The 14,351-nt window shown below is 51.9% G+C and carries 19 protein-coding genes and 1 tRNA gene; 9 read left to right on the forward strand and 11 right to left on the reverse strand.

Annotated features, from left to right (window positions below):
* Positions 1–137: 137 nt before the first annotated feature.
* From SIB74_RS01130 to gpmI, 4 genes are all read right to left on the reverse strand, one after another.
* Positions 138–638, reverse strand: a complete 501-nt coding sequence (locus SIB74_RS01130) for a hypothetical protein (RefSeq protein ID WP_063396311.1) — start codon at positions 636–638, stop codon at positions 138–140.
* A 100-nt stretch (positions 639–738) separates the two neighbouring features.
* A complete protein-coding gene (locus tag SIB74_RS01135; protein ID WP_156486141.1) occupies positions 739–1,029 on the reverse strand; it encodes a hypothetical protein in 291 nt (96 codons plus the stop codon).
* A gap of 737 nt (positions 1,030–1,766) precedes the next feature.
* Positions 1,767–1,997: a preprotein translocase subunit SecG gene (gene secG, locus SIB74_RS01140; protein WP_011825182.1), complete on the reverse strand. Its 231-nt coding sequence runs from the start codon at positions 1,995–1,997 to the stop codon at positions 1,767–1,769.
* Between the two features lie 57 nt (positions 1,998–2,054).
* Positions 2,055–3,677 carry a 2,3-bisphosphoglycerate-independent phosphoglycerate mutase gene (gpmI, locus tag SIB74_RS01145; RefSeq protein ID WP_063396309.1) on the reverse strand — a complete coding sequence of 541 codons (1,623 nt, stop codon included), beginning with the start codon at positions 3,675–3,677 and terminating at the stop codon, positions 2,055–2,057.
* A 163-nt stretch (positions 3,678–3,840) separates the two neighbouring features.
* On the opposite strand from gpmI, the gene pyrR reads away from it, so the two are divergent.
* Positions 3,841–4,392, forward strand: a complete 552-nt coding sequence (pyrR, locus tag SIB74_RS01150; protein ID WP_063396308.1) for a bifunctional pyr operon transcriptional regulator/uracil phosphoribosyltransferase PyrR — start codon at positions 3,841–3,843, stop codon at positions 4,390–4,392.
* 130 nt (positions 4,393–4,522) lie between these two features.
* Here the strand turns inward: pyrR and SIB74_RS01155 are convergent, their stop codons facing one another.
* The gene (locus SIB74_RS01155; RefSeq protein WP_063396307.1) at positions 4,523–6,148 is read right to left on the reverse strand and encodes an Hsp70 family protein; all 1,626 of its coding nucleotides are present in this window, start codon (positions 6,146–6,148) and stop codon (positions 4,523–4,525) included.
* A gap of 40 nt (positions 6,149–6,188) precedes the next feature.
* On the opposite strand from SIB74_RS01155, the gene SIB74_RS01160 reads away from it, so the two are divergent.
* From SIB74_RS01160 to SIB74_RS01170, 3 genes are read left to right on the forward strand one after another with little or no spacing between them, the layout of a single operon-like run.
* Positions 6,189–6,473: a hypothetical protein gene (locus SIB74_RS01160; RefSeq protein ID WP_063396306.1), complete on the forward strand. Its 285-nt coding sequence runs from the start codon at positions 6,189–6,191 to the stop codon at positions 6,471–6,473.
* A gap of 48 nt (positions 6,474–6,521) precedes the next feature.
* Positions 6,522–6,749 carry a DNA-directed RNA polymerase subunit omega gene (locus SIB74_RS01165; protein WP_063396305.1) on the forward strand — a complete coding sequence of 76 codons (228 nt, stop codon included), beginning with the start codon at positions 6,522–6,524 and terminating at the stop codon, positions 6,747–6,749.
* 4 nt (positions 6,750–6,753) lie between these two features.
* On the forward strand, positions 6,754–7,131 hold the full coding sequence (locus SIB74_RS01170; RefSeq protein ID WP_063396429.1) for a DUF1818 family protein: 378 nt from the start codon (positions 6,754–6,756) through the stop codon (positions 7,129–7,131).
* A 127-nt stretch (positions 7,132–7,258) separates the two neighbouring features.
* Here the strand turns inward: SIB74_RS01170 and SIB74_RS01175 are convergent, their stop codons facing one another.
* Entirely contained in the window at positions 7,259–7,465 is a 207-nt protein-coding gene (locus SIB74_RS01175) for a hypothetical protein (protein WP_413681762.1), read from the reverse strand.
* A gap of 30 nt (positions 7,466–7,495) precedes the next feature.
* On the opposite strand from SIB74_RS01175, the gene SIB74_RS01180 reads away from it, so the two are divergent.
* Positions 7,496–7,762 carry a DUF2811 domain-containing protein gene (locus tag SIB74_RS01180; RefSeq protein ID WP_063396428.1) on the forward strand — a complete coding sequence of 89 codons (267 nt, stop codon included), beginning with the start codon at positions 7,496–7,498 and terminating at the stop codon, positions 7,760–7,762.
* A 149-nt stretch (positions 7,763–7,911) separates the two neighbouring features.
* Here the strand turns inward: SIB74_RS01180 and SIB74_RS01185 are convergent, their stop codons facing one another.
* Positions 7,912–8,388, reverse strand: a complete 477-nt coding sequence (locus SIB74_RS01185; RefSeq protein WP_063396304.1) for an EVE domain-containing protein — start codon at positions 8,386–8,388, stop codon at positions 7,912–7,914.
* Positions 8,389–8,546: 158 nt separating this feature from the next.
* Between SIB74_RS01185 and SIB74_RS01190 the strand changes: the two genes are divergently transcribed.
* The 4 genes from SIB74_RS01190 to SIB74_RS01205 all read left to right on the forward strand — a co-directional run bounded on the left by SIB74_RS01190 (position 8,547) and on the right by SIB74_RS01205 (position 11,276).
* Positions 8,547–9,182, forward strand: coding sequence for a 2OG-Fe(II) oxygenase (locus SIB74_RS01190; protein WP_063396427.1), 636 nt, complete (start codon positions 8,547–8,549; stop codon positions 9,180–9,182).
* 64 nt (positions 9,183–9,246) lie between these two features.
* Positions 9,247–10,170 carry an AEC family transporter gene (locus tag SIB74_RS01195; RefSeq protein ID WP_063396303.1) on the forward strand — a complete coding sequence of 308 codons (924 nt, stop codon included), beginning with the start codon at positions 9,247–9,249 and terminating at the stop codon, positions 10,168–10,170.
* A gap of 130 nt (positions 10,171–10,300) precedes the next feature.
* Positions 10,301–10,573 (forward strand): DUF4090 family protein, encoded by a 273-nt coding sequence (locus SIB74_RS01200; RefSeq protein WP_063396302.1) that lies wholly within the window; start codon positions 10,301–10,303, stop codon positions 10,571–10,573.
* A 214-nt stretch (positions 10,574–10,787) separates the two neighbouring features.
* Entirely contained in the window at positions 10,788–11,276 is a 489-nt protein-coding gene (locus SIB74_RS01205) for a hypothetical protein (RefSeq protein ID WP_063396426.1), read from the forward strand.
* A 149-nt stretch (positions 11,277–11,425) separates the two neighbouring features.
* Here the strand turns inward: SIB74_RS01205 and murD are convergent, their stop codons facing one another.
* From murD to SIB74_RS01225, 4 genes are all read right to left on the reverse strand, one after another.
* Positions 11,426–12,808, reverse strand: coding sequence for a UDP-N-acetylmuramoyl-L-alanine--D-glutamate ligase (gene murD / locus SIB74_RS01210; protein ID WP_063396301.1), 1,383 nt, complete (start codon positions 12,806–12,808; stop codon positions 11,426–11,428).
* Between the two features lie 27 nt (positions 12,809–12,835).
* Positions 12,836–12,907 (reverse strand) — tRNA-Val (locus SIB74_RS01215).
* Positions 12,908–12,985: 78 nt separating this feature from the next.
* Complete coding sequence (locus SIB74_RS01220; RefSeq protein WP_063396300.1) at positions 12,986–13,777, reverse strand: photosystem II S4 domain protein; 792 nt, start codon at positions 13,775–13,777, stop codon at positions 12,986–12,988.
* Positions 13,774–14,340 (reverse strand): hypothetical protein, encoded by a 567-nt coding sequence (locus SIB74_RS01225; RefSeq protein WP_063396299.1) that lies wholly within the window; start codon positions 14,338–14,340, stop codon positions 13,774–13,776. Before SIB74_RS01225 ends, SIB74_RS01220 begins: the two co-directional genes overlap by 4 nt.
* Positions 14,341–14,351 lie beyond the last annotated feature (11 nt).

Here is a 14,351-nt window from a genome sequence, read left to right on the forward strand (position 1 = left end):
GCTTTTTTTTGGCCGATATCAAGGACGATCGCTGGTAGTAACTATTAGAGAGTTGTGCTGATCAAGAGTCATGATCATTGCTGTCTTGATGCTTGCATTGACAGATCAATTTGAAGCCGAACTTACTGTAGAAATTTTTATGATATCGCTTTCCTTAATGCATAGATAGCGGCACCAGTGCGTTCATAAATGTGTGCTTTTGTACGCTTCATTTCGATGCCATATGGATTAGTGAAGATCGCAAATAGTATGCGCGCAAATCTAAATAAATTCTTCTTTGTTGATGTTTTGTTTGCGCCTTCCTGTTTGACCAGTAATAGCATCTCCCCTTCAATGATTTTGTTGTCGCCAAATGCTTTCAGCATCTTTTCTTTCTCTGAACTGTTGATCGTATCGAGGATTACCCTTAGGCCTCTGATTGAGTCTCGGTCACCTCTTGCAACCTCCCTGGTAATACTTTGATAGAGGTTCTCCCATTTGTATGGCTCTTCTTTGAATAGATATGATGCCGGACTACTTGAGCTTGCCTTTGACAATCTCGCCTTTTCGTCTTCTTCATTTTGTTGTGATTTCCAGTAATCATATAAAGGAGAGGCCTTCTCTATGATTGTTGCAAGTTCTTTTCCTTTGGGAGGCATTTGATTTTCAGGGCAAATGATTTTTTATGGGACACTGATTTGCTGGCAAGAATGCCACTGAATGGGCTGGCAGCCTCTCGCTGAGCTGCGGACCGGCTAATTATTTGACGCTTTGATGGTCAATACCTGTTTCTTTCTCATAGGCAATGACCAGGTCAACTAATTCTTTCTTGAGTAATCCTTTTAGCTTATCATTTGAGTCCTTGGCGGGAACTATTTGCTTTTCATTCGTTTGTGTGTCTTTCGTTACCCCAGCATTAAGCAGAGAGACAAGCCTTTTAAATGAGTCAAAAACAATAAAAGTAATCCTGATAAGAAGTAAGATGATTGTATCGGTCGTGATCTTTTCTTCTGGCGCTTTTGACGTCTTCTCCTCTGGTGCCTTTGCCATTTTGGGTTTCCGATAAATGTCTTGTCGATAAGAAATCAATAGAGCAAGTCGCCATCACCTACACTTTGATTATAGCTTGAATCCCATTTGGAGCATAGTGTTTAGCCTCTTGATTTTAGCAAAGGAGCTTTGACTTGCTTTTGGGAGCAAGACACTTTGATGCTTGACTTCTCATCCCTTCGTTTTGTTGTTGTTTTCATTATAAGCCGCAGAAGCAGATTGTAATTCTTCGACTATGCATCAGAGATTCTCTCTTCATTGTCTTTGCTGCTTATCGTATACAACATAGCTTGATATGTAATTTGAGCCATCTGTGCTTAATTAAGCATCACTAAAATTGCTTTTTGGCTCAGTGATGAGATTCTTCTTGTGCCCAAGATGGTCTTTGCGTTCCTGCTGCTGCTTTAGGCCAGCGCATGTTGCTGATCGAATGCAATTACCTATTTAAATAATAACTTAAGGCAGGCAATCTTTTGAATAAGCTATGTCTATGCTAAATCGCGGTGAGTTTGGATGGGCCTGCTTTCCTTCCTGTTGCCATGCTCAACTTTCTTTTTTGCTTTGAGGTGTATTCCACTAGCTGCCTTGCTTCTGAGTTATGCAGGGAGGGGTTAAGTTTCAGTTTGGCATGCAAAAACATGGTGATGAGTTCGATCTCGATTGGCGAGGTTCATCACATGTTTGTTCAATCCTTTTGGCAATGATCTTGCTTGCCTACGGAGGAATCAAAGCTCAGCTCAAGTGAGCCAGCCAGCGCTAAGGATCACTGCAAGAGTCAAGAATATGGCTAGGCATGTCCAGGTGATCCTGTCCAAGGTTGCCTCGGCACTGCTGGTGCTTGTGAAACTGGAGCTGCCGCTAGCGGATATCCCTCCCATGCCACCACCCTTGGGGCTATGCAACAGGACCAACAGCATCAAGAGCACGCCAGAAGCGACCCAGACCCAGGAGAGAACAGAGGTAATCATGGCCTCAGTCTAGGGATGTGTTGATCATGCTCTGACCTCAGCTCGTGATCGTTCGCCTCAAACGGGTTGAGGGAGTCTTGCAGAGGGTGTTGGTGACTCAATGGCTTGAATCAACGTTAAGCCTGACATGGCATCGGGCTTAGGTAAATCCAGCAGTTGCAGCAGCGTGGGTGCGATGTCAGCCAGGCCACCGCCTGCACGCAGCTGGACGTCATTGCCGTAGCCAGACAGCTTGCGTTTCTCTCCTTCGACCAAGATCACAGGCACGGGGTTCGTGGTGTGAGCCGTCCAAGCCTGACCATCTGAACCTTGCATCAGTTCAGCATTGCCATGGTCTGCCGTGATCAACAGAGTGCCGCCCATTCGTCCGGTCGAATCCAGCAATCGGCCGATGCAGCGGTCCACGGTGCTGATGGCTTCCTGAGCGGCTCCCATCACACCGGTGTGCCCGACCATGTCTGGATTGGCGTAGTTGATGATGACCAGTGAATACACGCCACTCTCAATCGCTTTCACACAACTCTCGGTCAGCGTGTCCGCAGCCATCGCTGGAGCCAGGTCGTAGGTGGCCACGCGGGGGGATGGCACAAGATGACGCTCCTCGCCTGCTAGTGGCTGTTCGATGCCACCATTCATGAAATATGTGACGTGGGGATACTTCTCTGTTTCGGCGGTGCGGTATTGGCGTAGGCCGTGTTCAGAGACCACCTGACCGAGCAGATCGTCGAGTGATTCGGCTGGGAAGGCAACTGCTACAGGGAGATCGTGTTCGTACTGGGTGAAGGTAACGACATCGAGGCTGGGCTGATTGGTTCGAGGGAAACCATCGAAGTCTGGAAGAGTGAGGGCTTGCACCAATTGCCTGGCGCGGTCAGGACGGAAGTTGAACATCACGAGGCCATCCCCGTCTTTGAAGTAGTTATTGCTAAGACGTGTGGGTTCTAGGAATTCGTCGGTGGTGCCGTTGGCATAACTTGCGCTGAGAACGTCTTCGGCAGTGACTCTGCTGATCGATTGATTTGGGTCCGTGAGTACCTCATAGGCCCTGATCGTGCGCTCCCAGCGGTGGTCACGGTCCATGGCCCAATAGCGGCCGCAGAGGCTGGCCAACTCACCTACTCCACTGGCGTTGATGGCGTCTTCGATTTGGTGTAGGTAGTTGCTCGCGCTTTGAGTCGGGGTGTCTCGTCCATCGGTGATGAGATGCAATGCCACTTTGTTGAGCCCAGCGGCGGCAGCCCAGTGCAAAAGACCGCAGAGATGGTTGATATGGCTATGGACACCGCCATCGGAGCAGAGTCCCAACAGGTGAAGTGTGCTGTCAGACTTGCGCAACCGTTCGGCTAAGGCAATCAGGGCAGGAGTTTGCCCCAGTCTTCCGGCTTGTACGGTTTCACTAATGCGAACGAGTTCCTGACGGATCACCCGGCCAGCACCGATGGTGAGATGACCGACCTCAGAGTTGCCCATCTGGTTGTCTGGCAGCCCGACAGCGGCACCACTGGCTTCGATCAGGGTGTGGGGGTAGGCATGCCATAGGGCATCCATGATTGGAGTCTCAGCACTACGGATGGAGTTGTGCTCAAGTTCCTCACGATGTCCCCAGCCATCAAGGATCGCCAGCACTACAGGTGCAACCCGGCCGAAATGCCTTGAATTTCCGGAACTGCTGCTGGACATGTTCACACTCGGCTATTGCTTATTAAGGACTTCTCCGGATTGAAGTTACTTCCTCCTTTGGTCTTGGTCTGCATTTGTGCTGACTTCCGTCAGCTTTTACGCATTGATTGTTGTTGGAGGCAGGAGAAGATCGGCATAAACTCACGTCTTCATCGTCACGACCATGATCGACAAAGGTAGTGATGAACGGGTTGAGATCCTCTCTGAGCAGGAGCTCGGTCGCACCCTTTCGCGCCTTGCTTCTCAAGTAATCGAGTCTGTTTCTGATAGTCGGGAGCTTTTGTTCCTGGGAATTCCTACGCGAGGGGTTCATCTGTCTCGTGTCTTGGCCAAAGAGTTGGAACCCATTGCTGGCCATAGCATTGATCAGGGAAGTTTGGACCCCACCTTTCATCGTGATGATCTGGGTCGAGTCGGTACTCGGATGGTGCAACCCACCGATCTCCCCAACAGCGTTGAGGGGCGAGAGGTTGTGTTGGTGGATGATGTGATTTTTACCGGCCGCACAGTGCGCGCTGCCCTTGAAGCTCTTCAGGCCTGGGGCAGGCCTCAGCGGGTGATGTTGTTGGTGATGGTGGATCGCGGGCACCGGGAAGTGCCGATTCAACCAGATTTCTGTGGTCGCAAAGTGCCGACTCGTCGCACGGAAAGCATCGAATTGCGCCTCTCTGATGTGGATGGAGAAGAGGGGGTTTACTTGCGCCAGTTGCCTTGATGAGGACTACACGCTGAGCTGGTGAACTTTGTGTTCATGCATCGGCGCTGTTCGTCTTGATGACAGAGGTCAGTTCAGCCCATGGTCGTCTTGCCTTTGGATTGCGTTGAGGTTGGTGTGGATCAATCAGTTACTGCACGGTGCCAAGCTTTTGCTTGTCTAGCCGCTCACCACTGCGTAGATCTAGCCCCTCCATCTGCAGCTGGGCATCGTCGTCGATGGAGAATTGCAACCTCAGGCAGTCTTGCCCCGGCTGACCGGGTGGTTGTAGTACAAGCGAAGCTGTAGGGCAGGTTCCTGGCCAGGGATGCAGTTTGCGCTCTGCTGGCTTTGATTGCAGGGTTGGCATGCCATCGATGTAGATGACCTCATGGCTCTCGTTGATGTCTGGCTCAGCAAGCACCACCTCCAGCTCCAGTTGATCGATCCGGCTGGCGGCCAGCACAAGCTCAAGGGGGGCGGTTGTTGGCCAGGGTTGACCAGCCAGAAAAAGCGGATGCCAATGATGTTGTCCACCGCGCTGATCCCAGCAGCGCAGAGATACTCCGCGGTGCAGTACATCCTGAACTTTGACCCCCGGTGTGAGTTGCAGGGCTCCAACAGCAACGGCCTCTATGGGGGGAGGCGTGAGGAGCGGGGCTGGTTGCGTTTGCTGCTGCAACCAACTGCGAACGAGGGGGATTTGTGCGCCGCCGCCCACGGCTACGACCCCCTGTAGGTCTTTGAGTTCGCAACCATTGCCACGCCCCCTTGCCAGGGTTTCATTGAGCAGGCTGGCCAGGCTGTTAAGAAAGCCTCTGGCGATGAGCAGCTCTTCCAGCTCCCTGCGGCAGAGACGTAGAGGCAGGACTTCATTGCCTTCTGAATCGGCGGCAATCTCCAGCTGGGTGGCCTCAGCGCGAAGATCCACCTGGCTAAGGCGGCATTTGAGCCTCTCTGCAGCATTGAGGAGTGTTTCTGAGAGCGGAACGTCGGGATAAAGATGATTGGCAATCCAATGATCCAGGTCCCGCCCCCCCAGCTTCAGTCCAGCCTTGCCAAGCACGCGTGCGCAGCGCAGGGCTTGTTTGCTGCTGTCCTGGAGATCTTGGCCAGCAAATCGAAGTAATTGGGCGATTGGAGCCGCCCGTCCTTCACCACCTTCGAGGGCCACGAGGGAGAGATCAATGGTGCTGCCACCGATGTCCATCACCAACAGCTTGGAGCCTGGGGGTAGGCCGGCACCCATGGCAGCGGCGGTGGGTTCATCAACCAGAGCGATCTCTTCGACCGGCAGTGTTGTGCAGACCTGATTCAGCCAGGTTCTGTAGGCGCGATAGCTCTCCACTGGCGCAGTGAGCACAAGACGTCGCACCTCGATATGGGGAGGGAGTCGGCGCCAGATCTGCTGCAGCAAGATTTCTCCGGCCTGTTCTGGCGAGAGGCAAGAGCCATCGCTTTTGGTTGGATGAGGTGCACCGATCCAGCGCTTGAAGTCTCTGCTCAAGCTTGGGTGACCCTGCCCCACTAGGCCTGCTTCGTCCACTTGCTGCCCCACTAGAGGGTTGGGGTCATTGCTTTGGCCGGCCCAGATCAAACTTGGGACTTCTCCCGGGCGACGGCTGATTGGTGGGAGATCGAGGAGTTGAGGGCTGGCAGCACGTTCAGCTTGGAAGGCCACAACCGTGGTGGTGTTCCCAAGGTCAATGGCAAGGGTGCCAACTTGTTGGAAAACCTGAAGCTTTTCTTCGCCCTCTGGGGGCATGTCCATGGCCATGGCCAGGTTGTAGTCATCACAAGGTTAAGAGACAATGACGATGGATCGGTTACAGCGCCTGGTGCTCTCTTTTTATCGAGAGGACCCTTGCATTGAGGCTGAGCTCGAACCGTTGCTCGATTGCCGCATGACCCGTAGTTGGGGGAGCATCCGGATTGAGTGTGTGGATGAAGAGCACTTGGAGGAAGTCAGCGCTTTGCTGACCCATCTGAGGCTTCCCTTGGCGGCCTTGGGACTTGGCCGACAGATTGTTTTGCGGGTGCCGGGTTCTTTACAACGGACCTATCCCATGCATGTGCCCTTTCACAGTGATCTATTGGCCTAATGCTGAGCAGCGCTCGCCTACAGTGAGTTGGATATATAAGAAGTTTCTGTGATTACATCGGGAGTGGATCCCAAAGACCTTGCCAAGCGTGGGGAGAGTCTCATCCGCCAGTCGAGCAACCGCTACCTCACTACGGTTCGAGTTGCGTTTCGGGCGAAGCAGCGCCGTTTCGATGATTTTGATGGCCTTTTGGAGGAATCGAGTGTGAAGCCGGTTGCACGTGCCATCGTTGAACTAAGCGACGAGCAGGACCAACCGGATCTGTTGCCTGGCTGAGGTGTTGATTCAACAGGAGGGGCCTGGCTGGCGACTTGCCAGGGACCCTGCCAGGACAGCCTTCCCGGTGCTGATTGGAGGGGAGGGCTGGGCTCTCGAGCTCACTCAAGATGAGTGGCAGTGTTTGCAGTCTCTGGTTGTTGAGCTCACTGACCAACATCAGCAGCTTGTTGATCAGCTGCTGGCAGAGGAATCGATCTGCCTGGAGATGGAACGTCAGCCGTGGTGGGCTTGTCTGGATGGTGATCGTCACAGCTGGAGCCTGCAGGTGATTTTGCAGGGCGATGGCGAGAAGGCCCGTGGCGCTGAAGGATGTTGGTCAGTACCTGCTGCGCAAGCGATGGCCACTGCGATGAGAACCGCCTGGGACTTTGACCAATGATTAGAGAGGCTGATCGATAACGGGATCATTGATCTTTCCCCGAGCTTGCGCAAGGTAATTCACAGTTTCTCCACAGCTTGCAGGCTTGAATTGCCCCCTGGGCTCAAGGATGTGGAAAAAGGGCTGCTTAGGTGCTTGCCCCCTTGACGTGGATCGTTCTTGCTTTCCATCGAGACTGCATGCTGACAGCCTTGCGGCGGAAGGCTGTCAGAGCGTTGTTCTTGCCATGAGACTGCTTGAGAGGGGTTCGCGGGTGGGGCCTTGACGGGAGCGGTTCAGGTGTGGAGAACTGGTGTCGTGTTCTGGAGTCAAGATGCACTTGAGGGATGTCCAAGAGATCGCAGAAGAAACTGTGAGACAACCGATGGTGCAAGCTCAAAAGGTGCAAGCCCAGGAGGTTGTAGAGGATGTGAGGCTCGATGGTGTTGTCAGCTTCCAGGCCGAGTTGCCTCAGCCTCTGCAAGAGGCCATGGCAGGCTTTATCGAGACATGTCCCAATTGGGATCAGTATCGGTTGATCAAAGCAGCTCTGGCTGGCTTCCTTGTGCAGAACGGGGTGGATTCAAGAGAGATCACCCGGCTTTATGTGGCCAACATGTTTCGCAGCGACTCTCTGATGCAGGGATTTTGAATGCTGCTGCTGGCTTATTCGTTAGTGGCAGAAGGGTGTGCCTTGCTTGGCTAAAGCGTCGTTAGTTGGCTTGTGGTTCGAGCCCCAACAACGTTCTTGGCATATGTTCTGACAAGAGCAGCTCTTCAGTGATTGGTTTTGAGGAAGGCTTAGTGAAGTGGTCCAAGCCATTGCAGCAGATCATTAGCAGTGCTTTTGGGAATCGGCAAGATTGAGAGGCGATTGCCCTTGCGAAGCACCGGTAGTTGCTCAGAGCTGTATTTATCCCGGAGACTTTCTAGACTTAGGAGTTCTCTAAAGCGTCCGAGATAATGCAGTCGAACGCAATCCCAACGCGGCTTGTCTGGTGATGACTTCGGGTCGTAGTACTTGGCTTTTGGATCAAATTGTGTGGGGTCCACCAGCCCGGTTTCAATGACCTCCATGAGCCCTACGATTCCAGGAGGCTTGCAGTTTGAGTGATAAAAGAATGCCTTGTCTCCTATGAGCATCGAACGCATAAAATTGCGTGCTTGGTAGTTGCGAATCCCATCCCATAGGGTGTTGCCTTCTTTTTTGAGGTGGTCGATGCCGTAGGCATCGGGCTCGCTTTTCATCAACCAGTAGTTAGGGTCTTGTTTTGCCATGGGATCTCAAAAGAAAGTGGTGGTTTGGATAAAGTTTTACTAGCCCCCCTTCCTCGGGGTCTTATTCGTTATGAACCTTTCTAGCTAATCGAGCTATAGAGGCATTCCTTTGAAAAGGTAATTAACTTGATATCAATCCCTATTGAAAATCTGTGTCTTTGGATCTGATTGCTTGCTATCGCAACCCTGGTTTCGAGGCTGTTGCTGATGGGGTGATGTCATTCTTTGATCGGCGCCTTGATCTTCAACATAGTGGAGTCGCATTCGGCAATAACTCATCTTCATCCGAGGTAGAAGCAGCCAAAGTGTCAACCGATATAAGCCTTGTTGCAATTGATCGTTCAGATCCAGAGGCATTTGCTCTTTCAGATGTGATTGTTCGGGGTGTTACTGCTGCTCTCGATCAATATCTTCAGGACCGTCCATTATTTAGAGACTGCTCCCCAGAGCAGTCTCTGTTTGTAATTCCGATTTTTAATATCCAACGTTATGGCCCTGGTGAAGGCTTTAAGCGCTGGCATTGTGATTGGACTATCAGCGATGAGGCGACAGAGCCTGTGCATAGAATGCTTGCTTGGATCCTTTATTGCAATGATCTTGATTCAGCTGGTACTGAGTTTTATTGGCAGCAACATCATGAACCTGCAGAGCGAGGAAAGCTAGTCATTTTCCCTGCAGGCCCATCTCATATTCATCGTGGCCGAGTGAATCATAAAAGCACGAAAACGATTGCTACAGGCTGGATTAATGCAGGCAGTAAAGACTCCTATCTCTCTCGTTTGGCAGTCTCTTGAAGCTTTGGTTCAAAAGCAAATTCTCAGCCCAAGATTCATAAATTTTTTACACTGAGTTCGTTAAATGTTGATTCTGCGACTCTTTAGTGAATTGTTGCCTTTGCTGGCACTCGGCTATTTGATTGGTCGCTTTAACGCAAGACTTTCATCTCAAATAGCGCCACCTCTTATCAACTTTGGTATACCAGTAAGCCTGATGGGTCTTCTGCTCAAGTGTGGGATGGATTGGCGCCTTTTTGAGGCCCTTGCGATGTGCTTACTTGCGATTGGATTGCTGATAGTCGTCATTAGAGCTTTCCCAAAAATCAGAAGTCTTATTGGCAGTCGAAGTTTGCTTTTGGGCAGTGTTTTTGGGAATTCAGGCCATTTCGGGATTCCTGTTTCATTGGCTCTTCTGCCAAGTCAGGCACTCAGCTTTAGTATTGGTTATGACCTTGCTTCCACATTACTGGTATGGAGTTTAGGACCCATACTTTTCGCAAACTCCTCATCCGAATTGAAAGGAAGAGCTGCTTGGACTAATCTTTTACGTGTTCTGACTAGTAGTCCTGCGACGAAGGGATTGGTTGGGGCATTTTTTGTTCAGTTGACTCCATGGAATGATCAAATCACCTCTGCTCTTTGGATCCCATCCAGAATTGTGATTGTTCTAGCTCTAATGGTTGTTGGCATCCGTTTGGGCTCTTTTGGTTCTGTCAATCAGTTAACGAACAGAACCTTATTCTCATTAGTTGGGCCCAGCTTGCTGATAAAGCTGATGTTTCTTCCAGCCTTCATGTTTGCTCTTGCCAAGGTTTTTGGCGTGTCGACTTTGATGTCTAACGCCCTTGTCTTGCAGGCGGCTACACCCACAGCTATATCTGTTTTGTTGTTAGCGGAAGCAAGCGGTCAGGAGCAACAAGTTGCTGTTTCATTAGTGGCTTGGAGCACTTTGATTTCCTTGTTTACGGTACCTATTTGGTATTTGGCTCTTCAATCAATCAATTGATCTCAGCAATTGCAGTGTTTCAGTAGAGCGTGAACGAGGCCTCTCTCCCTGGGCTTCTCCTTGCTGCCTTCTTAGCTCTTGTGAACTGTAAACGCACTATGATGAGCCGAGCAGTCTTCAAATCTTACCGATGGATTTTTCTGGTCCGGATGCAATTGATCAAGCGATTGAGGCAGGGATAGATCTTGATGGCAGCCCCATTCCTGTGGAGATGCTCAAACTCTACAAGGAAGTCATGGATCAAGAAGGTGCGAGAAAGAGAAGTGGCGTTAAGAAGTCGATGCGTAATCGAATTGTCCGTTCAGGCGCCAAGCATTTCGATCAAGAGAGCCTCAATCAACGTCTTATCGCTGCTGGATGGGAAGGCTTGAAGCCAAAGGAGATTGAGTTTTTCTTCGGCTGATTCAGACTGTATAAGTGCGATTTTATTGGTAAACGATTTGTCGGTCGTTAACCTTTTGCTGGCCACCTCTATGCCAAGTTTTGTTATCAAATAGACACTTATGTTCGTCAATAGGTTTTGATTTGACTATTCCCCTAGGCGTTGGTGTGATTAAATTGATCGTCATGAGGGTGATTGTTCTTTGTCTAGCCGCGAAGCCAAGCATGACAGCAGAATGAAAAGTTTTCCCGCTTCGCAGGAGCTTTTAAAACTTGAAGCCTTGGCGAGAAAACAAGGCAGTGGGATTGAGATTAATTCACTCAATGGACTTTGGAAGTTTGTATCTGTTTGGAAGCAAGGCAAAGAGAAGGAAGACTTCTTCTCTTCTTTGATGCTTCGATTTTTTTCTGCGAGCCTAGAGCTCAGGCAAGAGAATGGGAGTCATGAATGCACGCCTTTGGTGATTGCTAACTCTGTTGGCATTGGCTTGCTAAAGCTTGAATTCACAGGTCGAGGAGGGCTCAAGGGATCGCAACCTTTACTGCCTTTCTTTTTTGATCGAATCACAGTTAGTTTTGCTTCAAGGGTTTTATGGAGCCGCCCGCTTGATATGCCCGAAGAGAAAGAAAGGCCTTTCTTTGCTCTGATCTCAATGGCCCCGAATGAAGAGTGGCTTGCGGCTAGAGGCCGTGGGGGCGGCCTTGCGCTTTGGCTCAAGGGTTAAACAAGCAGCTCGTCAAGTTTTAATGTTGCACTGGCTATTAATAAGCGATTCGCAAGTTTGCTTGCTGTTGATAATAGAGCAATAATCGCTTCATTATTGAACAGAGAACTGAGTCATAAAGTCATGGTTAGTTATTATTTAGCTGTAGACTAGGCCGTCAAATGTGGTGCAATTAGGCTACGGAAATGTTCGCCGCGGGCTTCGAAGTCTTGGTATTGATCAAAACTTGCGCAGGCTGGTGAAAGCAACAGGCAGGCGGCTTGTCGCTCTAGGCCCAGTGGAATGGCCAAAGTCACAGCAGCGTTGAGGTTGGTACAGCAATGCAACTCACCACGGAAGCCAGACGTTTCGATGAGGTCATTTAGTTCTGCAGCACCAGCCCCAAACAGGATTACAGCGCAGGCTTTGCTTTGTAGTTGCTTGAGCCATCCAGAAGCCTCGCCCTGTTTGGTTTGCCCTCCTGCCAGCACAACGGCAGGAGCAGCAACGGCCTTGAGGCCCACACATGCGGCGTCATAGTTCGTGGCCTTGCTGTCGTTGTAGACGCTCATTTGCTGGATATGCCCAAGCTCTTCGAGTCTGTGAGGCACTCCTGGGAACGAGCGCAGGCTGGCTTCGATGGCCTTAGCTGGCAATCCCGTTTTCCGGGCTGCGGCTGTCACCATCAGCAGGTTTTGAAGATTGTGTTGTCCAGGCATGGCCAAAGCCGAAGCGGCAAAAAGCGCTCCTTGCGGGTCCCTGACCAGCCCCTCCGCATCAATCCAAAAGTCGGCGCGATGGTTTGCAGTACCAGGCCCTTCGCTGCTTACCCACAGCCCCTTATCCCAGCTGGATCTTTGGCTGCGCAGATCTGGATCATCGCCATTGAAGATGCGGATCTCGGAGCGCTCCAGTAGGCCCCGCTTGATCTTTCGGTAAGCATCAAGGGTGCCGTGGCGTTCGAGGTGGTCGGGGGTGAGGTTGGTCCAAATGCCAATGCGTGGGGCAATCTCAGGGGCGGCTTCGATCTGGTAACTGCTGAGCTCCATGACCAGCCAGTCGGGGCGCTGTGCTTTTGGTTGCCGCCATTTGAGTGCGATTTCAGCCGCGGCATGGCCAACATTGCCGCCCATTGGTGCTTTGAGGCCATTGCTTTCAAGCACATGATTGAGCAGGTGGGTCACTGTTGTTTTGCCATTCGTGCCGGTAATGGCGATCCATGGCAGATGGCTCAGGCTTCGCCAGGCCACTGCCATCTCTCCATCGATGGCGATGCCGCGTTGACGCAGTGCAGTCAGTGTTGGGTGGTCCCAGGCGATGCCAGGGCTGATGACGACGGAATCAAGTTGATCCAGCCAAGGGATAAAGCTGGTCAGCTCTAGAGGTTTGCCTAGCTCGACAGCAATTCCCTGCAGACGTAGATCAGCTGCCAAGCTTTGGAGATGGGACTCGATGCTGCGCTCAAGCACTGTGACCTGATGTCCCTCTGCTTGCAGAAGTCGTGCCGCACCGATGCCGGAGCGTCCAAGCCCCACGACCACAGTGCGTGCCATCGATGAGTCCTGTGTTTGTAAGGGGAGTGGGCGATACTGGAATCGAACCAGTGACTCCTACCGTGTCAAGGTAGTGCTCTACCTCTGAGCTAATCGCCCGCGGGGCCCTTCGATCAGAGTGAGTGGTGACCGGTGGCTTTTCAAGCAGAGAAGCTAGCAGCCTGGCGATACGAATCTTCAGTGCCGCAGCATTTCCACCCGCCAGCGCTGACGCTTGGTCATTTCCAGTGCTAGCACCTTGAGCGTGCCTCGACCCTGAAGTTGCAGGCGATCGCCCACTACAAGTTCTCGACTTGTTTGTCGGACTGGTTCCCAGTTCAGGCGCAGGTGACCTTGCTTGATTTGATTGACCACCTTGGCTCGCGATAGACCAAAGCCGGCCGAGGCGATTGCATCGATCCTGCAAGAGGCCTCAACACTGTTCAATCGGCGAGTCAGGCGGTGGGCTGGTGGCTGCAGTTGAGCCACTGCCACGGCTTCACAGGTGATCTCTACCTCTCGTACTTTGCTGCTGCGGCCATCGAGATTGACGGCTAACTCAGGAGTGCAAAGGGCTTGTGCACCGCGATCACCGCGAATCCAAAGATCTCCAAGTTGTTCTGGTCGAGCGTCGATTGCCTCTAGGGCTTGGCGGAGATCTGTTGGGCTGGGGGAATCAAATAAAAAGTTGCCATGCAGCAGCAGACCATGAATCGGGGCTGCTTGTGAGGGAGTGGGGTGATGGTGATCCTCGCTGCGGCTGCAGCACAGCCGCTGGCGTTCAGCGCCAGGGTGACCACCGTCGGCGTGCCAGTGCAGATCAGTGAGGGTGGCAAACCGATGCAGGGCTTGCTCCCGTAAGGGAGCAGAAACAAACGCACTCCAGCTGGGCTGCCAGGTCCGTAACACTGAGTCTGCCTGGACCAGCAGGGCTTCCATGCCTTGTGGATCCAGGCAACCTTTGAGCAGCTCTTGCCGCGACAAGATCACAGTTCGCTGAGGCTCGTCAAGGCGAGGGGATTTGCTTCTCGTAGCACTTTCCAGGGCAAATCGATGCCCATCGGAGTCTCTAGCAGCAGCAGCCATTGGCCTTGGTCATGGCGATTGCGCAGGATGCGAACGTCTTCAGCGTTTGGAATTTTGACGCTGATTGCGGCTGCATAACTACCCATCCAACCTGAGACGAGGCCCAGCAGTCCTCCGATGATTGATGCACCCAGGGTGCCGTAACTGGCAAAGGTATCCATATCTGTACTGAGCGTGATGACGATGCCGAAGATGAAGCCAAACGGCAGCAACCAGAAGGCCATCAGTTTTTGACGACGGCTGCGGGTCAGCTTGGGGCTCAGCCTCTCGATTGAATCAATGTCGATCGATTGGAGTGGCTTGCCATTCCCATTGGCCTCTGAGGCCGTTCTCTCAGGTTGTGTTTCTGAGTTGGTTGCCGGCTGAATCAGCTCACAGCGGGTTAGCGGGGTCTCTGCTGCCCTGAGTTGTTCATTCAATTGATCTGCGTGGTCTCTTTCGGCGAGAACAAGAACGCAAATAGCCATACAACACACCT

This window comes from Prochlorococcus sp. MIT 1306 (assembly GCF_047304515.1).
Classification (GTDB): domain Bacteria; phylum Cyanobacteriota; class Cyanobacteriia; order PCC-6307; family Cyanobiaceae; genus Prochlorococcus; species Prochlorococcus marinus_D.

Coding starts and splice junctions, on each gene's coding strand:
- SIB74_RS01130 (WP_063396311.1), bottom strand. CDS start 638: ATGCCTCCCAAAGGAAAAGAACTTGCAACAATCATAGAGAAGGCCTCT.
- SIB74_RS01135 (WP_156486141.1), bottom strand. CDS start 1,029: ATGGCAAAGGCACCAGAGGAGAAGACGTCAAAAGCGCCAGAAGAAAAG.
- secG (WP_011825182.1), bottom strand. CDS start 1,997: ATGATTACCTCTGTTCTCTCCTGGGTCTGGGTCGCTTCTGGCGTGCTC.
- gpmI (WP_063396309.1), bottom strand. CDS start 3,677: ATGTCCAGCAGCAGTTCCGGAAATTCAAGGCATTTCGGCCGGGTTGCA.
- pyrR (WP_063396308.1), top strand. CDS start 3,841: ATGATCGACAAAGGTAGTGATGAACGGGTTGAGATCCTCTCTGAGCAG.
- SIB74_RS01155 (WP_063396307.1), bottom strand. CDS start 6,148: ATGGCCATGGACATGCCCCCAGAGGGCGAAGAAAAGCTTCAGGTTTTC.
- SIB74_RS01160 (WP_063396306.1), top strand. CDS start 6,189: ATGGATCGGTTACAGCGCCTGGTGCTCTCTTTTTATCGAGAGGACCCT.
- SIB74_RS01180 (WP_063396428.1), top strand. CDS start 7,496: ATGGTGCAAGCTCAAAAGGTGCAAGCCCAGGAGGTTGTAGAGGATGTG.
- SIB74_RS01185 (WP_063396304.1), bottom strand. CDS start 8,388: ATGGCAAAACAAGACCCTAACTACTGGTTGATGAAAAGCGAGCCCGAT.
- SIB74_RS01195 (WP_063396303.1), top strand. CDS start 9,247: ATGTTGATTCTGCGACTCTTTAGTGAATTGTTGCCTTTGCTGGCACTC.
- SIB74_RS01200 (WP_063396302.1), top strand. CDS start 10,301: ATGGATTTTTCTGGTCCGGATGCAATTGATCAAGCGATTGAGGCAGGG.
- SIB74_RS01205 (WP_063396426.1), top strand. CDS start 10,788: ATGAAAAGTTTTCCCGCTTCGCAGGAGCTTTTAAAACTTGAAGCCTTG.
- murD (WP_063396301.1), bottom strand. CDS start 12,808: ATGGCACGCACTGTGGTCGTGGGGCTTGGACGCTCCGGCATCGGTGCG.
- SIB74_RS01225 (WP_063396299.1), bottom strand. CDS start 14,340: ATGGCTATTTGCGTTCTTGTTCTCGCCGAAAGAGACCACGCAGATCAA.